Origin of the sequence: Pseudomonas sp. FBF18, from assembly GCF_024261405.1 — a bacterium.
In the GTDB taxonomy this organism is placed as follows: domain Bacteria; phylum Pseudomonadota; class Gammaproteobacteria; order Pseudomonadales; family Pseudomonadaceae; genus Aquipseudomonas; species Aquipseudomonas palmensis.
In genome coordinates this window covers 111,976-123,960 of record NZ_QKRS01000006.1, presented here as the reverse complement: position 1 = coordinate 123,960, position 11,985 = coordinate 111,976, and the positions used below count along the sequence as shown (strand labels likewise).

At 63.9% G+C, this 11,985-nt stretch carries 8 protein-coding genes; all 8 read right to left on the bottom strand.

Annotation, left to right across the window (positions count from 1 at the left end; all coding sequences use genetic code 11):
* Positions 1–7: 7 nt before the first annotated feature.
* The 8 genes from eno to lpxB all read right to left on the bottom strand — a co-directional run bounded on the left by eno (position 8) and on the right by lpxB (position 11,984).
* Positions 8–1,297 carry a phosphopyruvate hydratase gene (eno, locus tag DN387_RS11800; RefSeq protein ID WP_043863270.1) on the bottom strand — a complete coding sequence of 430 codons (1,290 nt, stop codon included), beginning with the start codon at positions 1,295–1,297 and terminating at the stop codon, positions 8–10.
* Positions 1,298–1,452: 155 nt separating this feature from the next.
* Positions 1,453–2,298, bottom strand: coding sequence for a 3-deoxy-8-phosphooctulonate synthase (gene kdsA / locus DN387_RS11795; protein ID WP_043863269.1), 846 nt, complete (start codon positions 2,296–2,298; stop codon positions 1,453–1,455).
* A gap of 3 nt (positions 2,299–2,301) precedes the next feature.
* The gene (locus tag DN387_RS11790) at positions 2,302–3,930 is read right to left on the bottom strand and encodes a CTP synthase (RefSeq protein WP_043863268.1); all 1,629 of its coding nucleotides are present in this window, start codon (positions 3,928–3,930) and stop codon (positions 2,302–2,304) included.
* 271 nt (positions 3,931–4,201) lie between these two features.
* Positions 4,202–5,485 (bottom strand): tRNA lysidine(34) synthetase TilS, encoded by a 1,284-nt coding sequence (gene tilS, locus DN387_RS11785; protein ID WP_054914997.1) that lies wholly within the window; start codon positions 5,483–5,485, stop codon positions 4,202–4,204.
* Between the two features lie 63 nt (positions 5,486–5,548).
* Positions 5,549–6,496 (bottom strand): acetyl-CoA carboxylase carboxyltransferase subunit alpha, encoded by a 948-nt coding sequence (locus DN387_RS11780; protein WP_043863266.1) that lies wholly within the window; start codon positions 6,494–6,496, stop codon positions 5,549–5,551.
* Between the two features lie 106 nt (positions 6,497–6,602).
* A complete protein-coding gene (gene dnaE / locus DN387_RS11775; RefSeq protein WP_054914998.1) occupies positions 6,603–10,124 on the bottom strand; it encodes a DNA polymerase III subunit alpha in 3,522 nt (1,173 codons plus the stop codon).
* Between the two features lie 102 nt (positions 10,125–10,226).
* The gene (gene rnhB, locus DN387_RS11770; protein ID WP_054914999.1) at positions 10,227–10,856 is read right to left on the bottom strand and encodes a ribonuclease HII; all 630 of its coding nucleotides are present in this window, start codon (positions 10,854–10,856) and stop codon (positions 10,227–10,229) included.
* On the bottom strand, positions 10,857–11,984 hold the full coding sequence (gene lpxB, locus DN387_RS11765; protein ID WP_054915000.1) for a lipid-A-disaccharide synthase: 1,128 nt from the start codon (positions 11,982–11,984) through the stop codon (positions 10,857–10,859). It abuts the gene before it with no gap.
* Position 11,985 lies beyond the last annotated feature (1 nt).

Here is an 11,985-nt window from a genome sequence, read left to right as displayed (position 1 = left end):
CTCTGGCTTAGCCGCGAAACTCGCCGCGACCACGGTACACAGCCTTGCTGCCCAGTTGCTCTTCGATACGCAGCAATTGGTTGTACTTGGAGACGCGGTCGGAGCGGCACAGCGAACCGGTCTTGATCTGGCCGGCAGCGGTACCCACGGCCAGGTCGGCAATGGTCGAATCTTCGGTTTCGCCCGAACGGTGCGAGATCACCGCGGTGTAACCGGCAGCCTTGGCCATCTGGATGGCTTCCAGGGTTTCGGTCAGGGTGCCGATCTGGTTGAACTTGATCAGGATCGAGTTGGCGATCTTCTTGTCGATGCCTTCCTTCAGGATCTTGGTGTTGGTCACGAACAGGTCGTCACCGACCAGTTGCACCTTGTCGCCGATCTTGTCGGTCAGGATCTTCCAGCCAGCCCAGTCGGACTCGTCCAGGCCGTCTTCGATCGAGATGATCGGGAAACGCTCGGTCAGGCCCTTGAGGTAGTCGGCAAAACCGGCTGCGTCGAACGACTTGCCTTCACCGGACAGGTTGTACTTGCCGTCCTCGTAGAACTCGCTGGCCGCACAGTCCAGCGCCAGGGTCACGTCGGTGCCCAGGGTGTAGCCGGCGTTGGCGATGGCTTCGGCGATGGCCGACAGCGCGTCTTCGTTGGAAGCCAGGTTAGGTGCGAAACCACCCTCGTCACCCACGGCGGTGTTCAGGCCACGGGCCTTCAGTACTGCCTTGAGGTGGTGGAAGATCTCGGTGCCCATGCGCAGCGCGTCGGAGAAGGTCTTGGCGCCGACCGGCTGCACCATGAACTCCTGGATGTCGACGTTGTTGTCGGCGTGCTCGCCGCCGTTGATGATGTTCATCATCGGGACCGGCATCGAGTACTGGCCAGGGGTGCCATTGAGGTTTGCGATGTGCGCGTACAGCGGCAGGTCCTGGTCCTGTGCAGCGGCCTTGGCGGCAGCCAGGGACACGGCGAGGATGGCGTTGGCGCCCAGGTTGCCTTTGTTTTCAGTACCGTCGAGCTTGATCATCGCCAGATCGAGCGCTTTCTGCTCGACCGGGTCCTTGCCCAGCAGCAGGTCGCGGATCGGGCCGTTGATGTTGGCGACGGCCTTCAGTACGCCCTTGCCCATGTAACGGCTCTTGTCGCCATCACGCAGCTCCAGCGCTTCGCGCGAGCCAGTGGAAGCACCCGACGGCGCACAGGCGCTGCCGATGATGCCGTTGTCGAGCAGTACGTCCGCTTCGACGGTAGGGTTACCGCGCGAATCGAGAACTTCACGACCTTTGATGTCGACGATTTTTGCCATTGTTGTAAGCACTCCAGAATTGACGAAAACAACGCAGCTGAGAAAAAAACCGGGGCCGTCACAGGCGGTCGGCGCACGGGCAGGCCTGACGAGGACAAGCCCCTGACCCGGGGGTCAGGGGATGAACGGGCGGTACTTTACCGGAGAATCGAGGTTTACGCGGTTTCTACCGTCGGAAAACTCTTGACCAGTTCGTCCAGTTGCTTGAGCTGGGCCAGGAATGGCTCCAGTTTGTCCAGGCGCAGGGCGCACGGGCCGTCGCACTTGGCATTGTCAGGGTCCGGGTGGGCCTCGAGGAACAGGCCCGCCAGCCCCTGACTGAGGCCGGCCTTGGCCAGGTCGGTGACCTGGGCACGGCGGCCACCTGCGGAATCGGCGCGACCACCCGGCATCTGCAGGGCATGGGTCACGTCGAAGAACACCGGGTACTCGAACTGCTTCATGATGCCGAAGCCGAGCATGTCCACCACCAGGTTGTTGTAGCCGAAGCTCGAACCACGCTCGCAGAGGATCAGTTGGTCGTTGCCGGCCTCTTCGCACTTGCTCAGGATGTGCTTCATCTCCTGGGGTGCGAGGAACTGCGCCTTCTTGATGTTGATCACCGCGCCGGTCTTGGCCATCGCGACAACAAGGTCAGTCTGGCGCGACAGGAAGGCCGGCAGCTGGATGATGTCGCACACGTCGGCCACGGCCTGCGCCTGGTGCGGCTCGTGCACGTCGGTGATCACCGGCACGTTGAAGGTGCGCTTTATCTCTTCGAAAATCTTCATCCCCTCTTCCAGGCCAGGGCCGCGGTAGGAGTTGATCGACGAACGGTTGGCCTTGTCGAAGCTGGCCTTGAACACGTAGGGGATACCGAGCTTCTCGGTAACCCGCACGTACTCTTCGCAGACCTTCAGGGCCAGGTCACGGGATTCCAGCACGTTCATGCCGCCGAACAGGACGAACGGCTTGTCGTTGGCGATCTCGATGTTACCGACGCGAATGATCTTCTGGGTCATGGATCAGGCCTTGTTCTTTTGAGCCAATGCAGCTTTGACGAAGCCGCTGAACAGCGGGTGACCGTCACGCGGGGTAGAGGTGAACTCCGGGTGGAACTGGCAGGCCACGAACCACGGATGGTCCTTGGACTCGACCACTTCGACCAGTGCGCCGTCGCCGGAACGACCCGAGACCACCAGGCCCGCCTCGATCAGTTGCGGCAGCAGGTTGTTGTTGACCTCGTAGCGGTGACGGTGACGCTCGACGATCACGTCCTTGGCGTAGCAGTCGTGCACCTTGGAGCCGCTTTGCAGCTGGCACTCCTGGGCGCCCAGACGCATGGTGCCGCCAAGGTCCGAAGCTTCGGTACGGGTCTCGACCGCGCCGGTGGCATCTTCCCACTCGGTGATCAGGCCCACCACCGGGTGACCGCTGGCGCGGTCGAACTCGGTGGAGTTGGCGTCCTTCCAGCCCATCACGTTGCGGGCGAATTCGATGACCGCCACCTGCATGCCCAGGCAGATACCCAGGTAAGGCACCTTGTTCTCGCGAGCGTATTGAACGGCAGTGATCTTGCCTTCCACACCGCGCAGGCCGAAACCGCCCGGTACCAGGATGGCGTCCACGCCTTCGAGCAGGCCGGTGCCCTGGTTCTCGATGTCTTCGGAGTCGATGTAGCGCAGGTTGACCTTGGTGCGGTTGCTGATGCCGGCATGGCTCATCGCTTCGATCAGCGATTTGTAGGCATCGAGCAGCTCCATGTACTTGCCGACCATGGCGATGGTGACTTCGTGCTCCGGGTTGAGCTTGGCATCGACCACCGCGTCCCACTCGGACAGGTCGGCGCTGCCGCACTGCAGGCCGAAACGCTCGACGACGAAGTCGTCCAGGCCCTGGGAGTGCAGGATGCCCGGGATCTTGTAGATGGTGTCGGCGTCTTCCAGCGCGATCACCGCACGTTCTTCAACGTTGGTGAACTGCGCGATCTTGCGGCGCGACGAGCTGTCGATCGGGTGATCGGAACGGCACACCAGCACGTCCGGCTGCAGGCCGATGGAGCGCAGCTCCTTGACCGAGTGCTGGGTAGGCTTGGTCTTGGTCTCGCCGGCGGTGGCGATGTACGGCACCAGGGTCAAGTGCATCAGCATCGCGCGCTTGGCGCCCACTTCGAAGCGCAGCTGGCGGATGGCCTCGAGGAACGGTTGCGACTCGATGTCACCCACGGTACCGCCGATCTCGACCATGGCCACGTCGGCATCGCCGGCGCCCTTGATGATGCGGCGCTTGATTTCGTCGGTGATGTGCGGGATCACCTGGATGGTGGCACCCAGGTAGTCACCACGGCGCTCCTTGCGCAGCACGTGCTCGTACACGCGGCCGGTGGTGAAGTTGTTGTTCTGGGTCATGGTCGTGCGGATGAACCGCTCGTAGTGGCCCAGGTCCAGGTCGGTCTCGGCGCCGTCGTGGGTGACGAACACTTCACCGTGCTGGAACGGGCTCATGGTGCCCGGGTCGACGTTGATGTACGGGTCCAGCTTGAGCATGGTGACCTTGAGCCCCCGCGCCTCCAGGATGGCCGCCAATGAAGCCGAGGCAATGCCTTTCCCCAATGAAGAAACAACACCGCCCGTGACGAATATGTAGCGCGTCATGAAAAACCCTAGAAGTCTGCGTTAAAGCGGTCAGTGCCGCCGGGGAAAGCGAAGGAAGGCCGAAGCCCCCGATCACCTGCGTCAATCACAGTGCATCTTAAAAAACTGCCGCGCCTGGTCAGACCGGGGGTTGAAAACCCGGTAAGGAGCTCGCTAAACATTTTTAGAATCGCCCAGCAAAAAACTGCTTGGTAATCGGCAACTGCCGTGATTCAGATGAAGTCACAGAAGTTGTATCAAGAAGGGAGCGTAGTCTACCGGAATGTCCCTTTCATCTCAAACCTTGCGCGCTTGTCGGTACGCACCAGTGCAGTTGCCCGTCGGCAAGCCCCAGCCCCGGCAGGTTGGCCACCGCCAGCAACTGCCCGTCGCGGTACAGCAGCGGCACGCGCTGGCGGGCGAACAAGGGTAGCTGGCGCTCGTTGAGCAACCGCTTGAGGTCGCGATGGCCTCTGCCCTCGACCGCCATCCTCTCGCCGCCCTGCCGATAGCGCACCTGCAGCGGGCCCTGCGGCAACCTGCCGCTGAGTGTCAACTGGCCATTGCCGGGCAGTGCAAGCGGCTGGCGCGGGTCGAGCCAAGGCACCGGCTGCGCCGGCGGCGTGAGCCAGTGCGCATCCAGCCAGTAGATGCGCAGGCCACTGCGGTGCAGCTCGCCATCGGCCAGGCGCCATACAGGACGCCCTTCGCCGCCGGCATCGCGCACGTCTTCCCAACCCGACCAGTGGCGGGTGTCCGGCAGGCGCGTGCGCGCCGCCAGCCAGTACTGCAGAGCGTTGCGCTGGCGTGCCGGGGACAGTTGGCGCAGCACCTCCAGATCCAGCGACGGGCAGCCCAACCAGGCGAAGGCATCGGGGGTCGAGGCTTGTGCGATGTCCTGCTGCGCCACTTCATCGAGCAGGCCCTGCGCCTCGGCCAGGTGCGCGGCGCTGCGCGCCAGGCTGCGCGACGCCTGGGGCCAGCGTCGGGTCAGCGCCGGCAGCACCTGGTGGCGCAGGTAGTTGCGCGAGAACTGGGTGTCATCGTTGCTGGGGTCTTCTATCCAGTGCAGGCCATGCGCGGTGGCGTAGGCCAGCAGTTCATCACGCGGGGTATCCAGCAAGGGTCGCAGCAGGCTGCCCTGTCCCAGCGCCCGCTGCGCCGGCATCCCCGACAGGCCACGCAGGCCGGCCCCGCGCAACAGCCGAAACAGCAGCGTCTCGGCCTGGTCGTCGCGGTGCTGGCCGGTCAGCAGCAGTTCGCCCGGGCGCAGGGCCCGGGCGAAGGCTGCATAGCGCGCGTCCCGGGCGCCCTGCTCCAGGCTGGCGCCTGGGGCGACGTGCACATGGATGATGTCCAGCGGTACGCCCAGGCTGTCGCACAGGCGCTGGCAGTGGGCCGGCCACGCATCGGCAGCGGCTTGCAGACCGTGGTGGACATGGAGGGCACGAAGGGGCGCAGCCGGCTGTTGGGCCAGCAGGTGCAGCAGCACGGTGGAGTCGAGGCCGCCAGAGAGGGCGACGCACCAGCCGGTAGCTTGGTGCCAGGGGGACAGGGTGTTGCGCAGGTCGATCATCGGTGGCCCTTCGCCGGCAAAGCCGGCTCCTACAGAAGCGAAAGGGCCACCGATGAGTTCAGATCAGAGCCCGTAGCTCATCAGGCGATCATAACGGCGCTTGAGCAGCGCGTCGTTGTCGAACGCCTTGAGCATGTCCAACTGCTCGATCAGCGAAGCGCGGATGTTGGCCGAGGCCGCCGCCGGGTCACGGTGTGCGCCGCCCAGTGGTTCGCCGATCACCTTGTCGACGATACCCAGGCCCTTGAGGCGCTCGGCCGTGATGCCCATCGCTTCGGCTGCGTCAGCAGCCTTCTCGGCAGTCTTCCACAGGATCGAGGCGCAGCCTTCCGGCGAAATCACCGCGTAGGTGGAGTACTGCAGCATGTTCAGCTGGTCGCAAACGCCGATGGCCAGTGCACCGCCCGAACCGCCTTCGCCGATCACGGTGGCGATGATCGGCGTTTTCAGGCGAGCCATCACGCGCAGGTTCCAGGCAATCGCTTCGCTCTGGTTGCGCTCTTCGGCGTCGATGCCAGGGTAGGCGCCCGGGGTGTCGATGAAGGTCAGGATCGGCATCTTGAAGCGTTCGGCCATTTCCATCAGGCGGCACGCCTTGCGGTAGCCTTCAGGGCGTGGCATGCCGAAGTTGCGGCGTACCTTCTCGCGCACTTCACGGCCTTTCTGATGACCGATCACCATCACCGGCTGGTCGTCCAGGCGGGCGATGCCACCAACGATCGCGGCGTCGTCGGAGAAGTGGCGGTCGCCATGCAGCTCGTCGAACTCGGTGAAGATGTGGTCGATGTAGTCCAGGGTGTACGGACGACGCGGGTGACGCGCCAGGCGCGCGATCTGCCAGCTGGTCAGGTTGCCGAAAATGCTCTCGGTCAGCGTGCTGCTCTTGTCTTGCAGACGGGCGATTTCATCGCCGATGTTCAGCGAGTTGTCATTGCCGACCAGGCGCAGCTCTTCGATCTTGGCTTGCAGGTCAGCAATCGGCTGTTCGAAATCCAGAAAATTCGGGTTCATAGGCATCCGTCTTGGGTCGACGGCCAGGCGGCCGGCCGGTTGATCCGTTTGGCGCCCTACCTTAAGGGATCAGGCGCATTCAGGTCGAGATTAAAAATTCATCAATTCATCGATATTGCAGGAAGACGTTCTCACGCCCGAACTGGTCACGCAGGGCCTGAATCAGTCCGTCCGCGGGGTCGATGCGCCAACCTTCGCCAAACTGCAGCAGGGCGCGCGCATCGTTGCCGGTGTATTCCATGCTGATCGGGCACGCGCCACGATGGCGCTTGAACAGCTCGCCCAGCCACGCCAGGCGGTCGCCCTTGAGGGCGTCGGCATGGATCTTCAGGCGCAGGCTTTCGGCCAGGTTGGTACGTGCATCTTCCATGCTCATCACGCGCTTGACCCGCAGGCGCAGGCCACCGGAGAAGTCGTCATTGCTGACCTCCCCTTCGACCACCACCATCGCGTCGGTCTGCAGCAACGGCTGCGCGGCCATGAACGCATCGGCAAACAGCGACGCCTCGATGCGCCCGGAGCGGTCGTCGAGGGTCACGAAGCCCATCTTGTCGCCCTTCTTGTTCTTCATCACGCGCAGCGCAATGATCATGCCGGCCACGGTCTGGGTATCGCGGGCCGGCTTGAGGTCGATGATGCGCTGACGGGCGAAACGGCGGATCTCGCCTTCGTACTCGTCGATCGGGTGGCCGGTCAGGTACAGGCCCAGGGTGTCCTTCTCGCCGCGCAGGCGTTCCTTGAGGGTCAGCTCGCGGGCGTTGCGGTGGTTGGCATAGACGTCGGCGTCGGCCTCCACGAACAACCCGCCGAACAGGTCCGAGTGCCCGCTGTCGTGGGTGCGTGCGGTCTGTTCGGCCGACTTGATCGCCTCTTCCATCGCCCCCAGCAGCACCGCGCGGTTACGGTCGATGTTGGCCTGGTAGGCCTTGATCTCGTCGTGGAAGAACGGCCCCAGGCGGTCCAGCGCACCGCTGCGGATCAATGCATCGAGGGTGCGCTTGTTGATGCGCTTGAGGTCGACCCGCTCGCAGAAGTCGAACAGGTCCTTGAACGGCCCGCTGCTGCGTGCCTCGACGATCGCGTCGACAGGGCCCTCGCCCACGCCCTTGATCGCGCCCAGGCCATACACGATGCGGCCGTCGTCGTTGACCGTGAACTTGAAGTCGGAGGTGTTCACATCCGGTGCATCGAGGCGCAGCTTCATGCTGCGCACTTCCTCGATCAGGGTCACCACCTTGTCGGTGTTGTGCATATCCGCCGACAGTACCGCAGCCATGAACGCGGCCGGGTGATGGGTCTTGAGCCAGGCGGTCTGGTACGACACCAGGCCGTAGGCGGCGGAGTGGGACTTGTTGAAGCCGTAACCGGCGAACTTTTCCACCAGGTCGAAGATATTGCCCGCCAGGTCCGGGTCGATGTTGTTGGTGGCGCAGCCTTCGATGAAACCGCCACGCTGCTTGGCCATTTCCTCGGGCTTCTTCTTGCCCATCGCCCGGCGCAGCATGTCCGCACCGCCGAGGGTGTAGCCGGCCATCACCTGGGCGATCTGCATCACCTGTTCCTGGTACAGGATGATGCCGTAGGTCGGCGCCAGTACCGGCTTGAGGCCTTCGTACTGGTAGTCGGAGTGCGGGTAGGCCAGCTCGGCGCGGCCGTGCTTGCGGTTGATGAAGTCGTCCACCATGCCCGATTGCAGCGGGCCCGGGCGGAACAGTGCCACCAGTGCGATAAGGTCTTCCAGGCAGTCGGGCTTGAGCTTCTTGATCAGCTCCTTCATGCCGCGCGACTCGAGCTGGAATACCGCAGTGGTCTCGGCCTTCTGCAGCAGGTCGTAGGTTTTCTTGTCGTCCAGCGGGATGAAGTCGATGTTCAGGTCCGGCAGGCCGGCCTTGGCCTGCTCGCGGTTGATCGTCTCCATCGCCCACTTGATGATGGTCAGCGTACGCAGGCCGAGGAAGTCGAACTTCACCAGGCCGGCCGCCTCCACGTCATCCTTGTCGAACTGGGTTACCAGGCCGCCGCCCTCTTCGTCACAGGCAATCGGCGAGAAGTCGGTGAGTTTGGTCGGCGCGATGACCACGCCACCGGCGTGCTTGCCGGTGCCCCGGGTAACACCCTCGAGCTTGAGGGCCATGTCCCAGATTTCCTTGGCATCCTCATCGCTCTTGAGGAAGTCGCGCAGCATTTCCTCCTGCTCGTAGGCCTTCTCCAGGGTCATGCCGACTTCGAATGGAATCATCTTCGACAGGCGGTCGGCCAGACCGTAGGACTTGCCCTGCACCCGCGCCACGTCACGCACCACCGCCTTGGCCGCCATGGTGCCGAAGGTGATGATCTGGCTCACCGCATTGCGCCCGTAGGCATCGGCCACGTACTCGATCACGCGGTCGCGACCGTCCATGCAGAAGTCGACGTCGAAGTCGGGCATCGAGACCCGTTCAGGGTTGAGGAAACGTTCGAACAGCAGGTCGTAGGCCAGCGGGTCGAGGTCGGTGATCTTCAGCACGTAGGCCACCAGCGAGCCGGCACCCGACCCCCGGCCCGGACCTACCGGCACGCCGTTGTTCTTGGCCCACTTGATGAAGTCCATAACGATCAGGAAGTAACCGGGGAAGCCCATCTGAATGATGATGTCCAGCTCGAACTTCAGCCGGTCGAGGTAGACCTGGCGCTTCTCTTCATAGTTGGGCGTGGTGTCCTTGGGCCAGAGCACCGCCAGGCGCTCTTCCAGGCCTTCATGGGACACATGGCGCAGGTATTCGTCGATGCCCATGCCGTTGGGCGTGGGGAAGTCGGGCAGGAAGTGCTTGCCCAACTGCACCTCGATGTTGCAGCGCTTGGCGATCTCGACCGTGTTGGCCAGGGCGTCGGGCAGGTCGCTGAACAGCTCGGCCATTTCTTCCGGGCTTTTCAGGTACTGCTGGTCGCTGTAGTTGCGCGAACGCCGCGGATCGTCCAGGGCACGGCCTTCGCCGATGCACACCCGGGTTTCGTGGGCGTCGTAGTCGGTCTGCTTGATGAAGCGCACGTCGTTGGTGGCCACCAGCGGCGCGCCCAGGCGGTCGGCAAGGGCCACGGCGGCGTGCAGATACTCTTCGTCGCCGCTGCGGTTGGTGCGCTGCACCTCGACATAGAAGCGATCGGGGAACATCGCCATCCAGTCGCGCAGCAGGGCCTCGGCTTCCTGCGGGTTGTTGCCCAGCAGTGCCATGCCGATATCGCCTTCCCTGGCCGCCGACAAGGCGATCAGGCCCTCGCTGGCCGGGGCGATCCACTCGCGCTCGATGACCACCACGCCATTGCGCTGGCCGTCCATCCAGCCACGGGAGATCAGCTCGGTGAGGTTGCGGTAGCCCTTGGCGTTCATCGCCAACAGGCAGATGCGCGACAGCGGCAGGTCGGGGTCGGCGTTGGACAGCCACAGGTCGGCCCCACAGATCGGCTTGATCCCGCTGCCCATGGCGGTCTTGTAGAACTTGACCAGCGAGCACATGTTGCTCTGGTCGGTGACGGCCACCGCCGGCATGTTCATCCCGGCCAGGGCCTTGACCAGCGGCTTGATCCGCACCAGGCCATCGACCAGCGAGAATTCGGTGTGCAGGCGAAGATGAACGAAAGAAGCCGACATGATGATCCTATAGCAGCACAAAACAACAAGGCCCGGATTGTACCGGGCCTCGATCAAAACTACAGCCTGCGCGGGAGTGGTCAGGCTGAACGGGGGTTGCCTCTACACCGGCAACAGGCCGTTGGCCTGCAGGCCACGGGCCTCGAATGCAGCCCGTACCGGGGCGAACGAGCGCCGGTGAATCGGCGTGGGGCCAAGCCGGGCCAGGGCTTCAAGGTGCAGCGGGGTCGGGTAGCCCTTGTGCCCGCCGATGCCGTAGCCAGGGTAGATCAGCTCGAAGGCAGCCATTTCCCGGTCACGGGTCACCTTGGCCAGGATAGAGGCCGCAGCGATGGCCGGCACCTGGCTGTCACCCTTGACCACCGGCGCCGATGGCACGTTGAGCTTGGGGCAACGGTTGCCATCGATCAGTGCCAGCTTGGGCGTGATGTGCAGGCCTTCGACCGCGCGCTGCATGGCCAGCATGGTGGCATGCAGAATGTTCAGCTGGTCGATCTCGTCGACCTCGGCGCGGGCGATGTGAAAGCTCAGGGCCTTCTCGCAAATCTCGTCGAAGAGCTTTTCGCGGCGCGCCTCGGTGAGTTTTTTCGAATCGTTCAGGCCCAGGATCGGCCGGCTCGGGTCGAGGATCACGGCAGCGGTCACCACCGCGCCACACAGCGGGCCGCGGCCGACTTCGTCAACCCCGGCGACCAGGTCTTCGACCAGGTTGAAATCCAGTCCGATTTGCATTTATCGATGTTCCAGCAAGGCCAGTACCGCGTCGGCTGCCTGGTTGGAGGCATCGCGGCGCAGGGTACGGTGAATCTGATCGAAGCTCTCGGTCTGCTGCTCGCCACCGCTCACCAGTGGTGCCAGGGTCTGCGCCAGGGCCTCGCTGGTGGCGGCCTCCTGCAGCAGTTCGGGCACCAGCAGGCGCTGGGCCAGCAGGTTGGGCAGCGATACATAAGGGCTTTTGACCAGGCGCTTGAGAATCCAGTAGGTCACCGGGGCCACGCGGTACGCCACCACCATGGGTCGCTTGAACAACAGCGCCTCCAGGGTAGCGGTGCCCGAGGCGATCAATACCGCATCGCAGGCCGCCAGGGCCTGGTGCGACTGGCCGTCGAGCAGGGTCAGTGGCAGGTCGCGGCCTTCGAGCATCTGTTCGAGCTGGGCACGGCGCACCGGGTTGGCGCAGGGCGAGACGAAGCGCACCCCCGGCACCAGCTCGCGAAGCCGCTGTGCGGTATCCAGAAACAGTGCACCCAGGCGCCCTACTTCGCCGCCACGGCTGCCTGGCATCAGCGCCACCAAGGGGCCGTCGGGCAGGCCCAGCGCTTCACGCGCTGCAGGGCGGTCGGCCTGCAGCGGAATGGTATCGGCCAGCGGGTGGCCGACGAAACGCACCGGCACGCCCTGCTCTTCATAGAACCGCGCCTCGAACGGAAACAGCGTGAGCATCAGGTCGCAGCCTTCGCGGATCTTCAGGACACGCTTCTGCCGCCAGGCCCATACCGAAGGGCTGACGTAGTGCACGGTCTTGATGCCGGCCTGGCGCAGTTTCAGTTCGATGTTGAGGGTGAAGTCGGGCGCATCGATACCGATGAACACGTCCGGCTTCTGCTCGATCAGCGTCTGGATCAGCAGCTTGCGGCGCTTGAGCAGCTCGCGCAGGCGACCCAGCACTTCGACCAGGCCCATGACGGCCAGGCGCTCCATGGGAAAGTAGGAACTCAGCCCCTCGGCTTCCATCAATGGGCCGCCGACGCCGATAAAGCGTACCTGCGGATGGCGGGCCTTGAGTGCACGCATCAGGCCGGCGCCAAGAATATCGCCGCTGGCCTCGCCTGCCACCAGCGCTACACAGAGTTGCGCCATG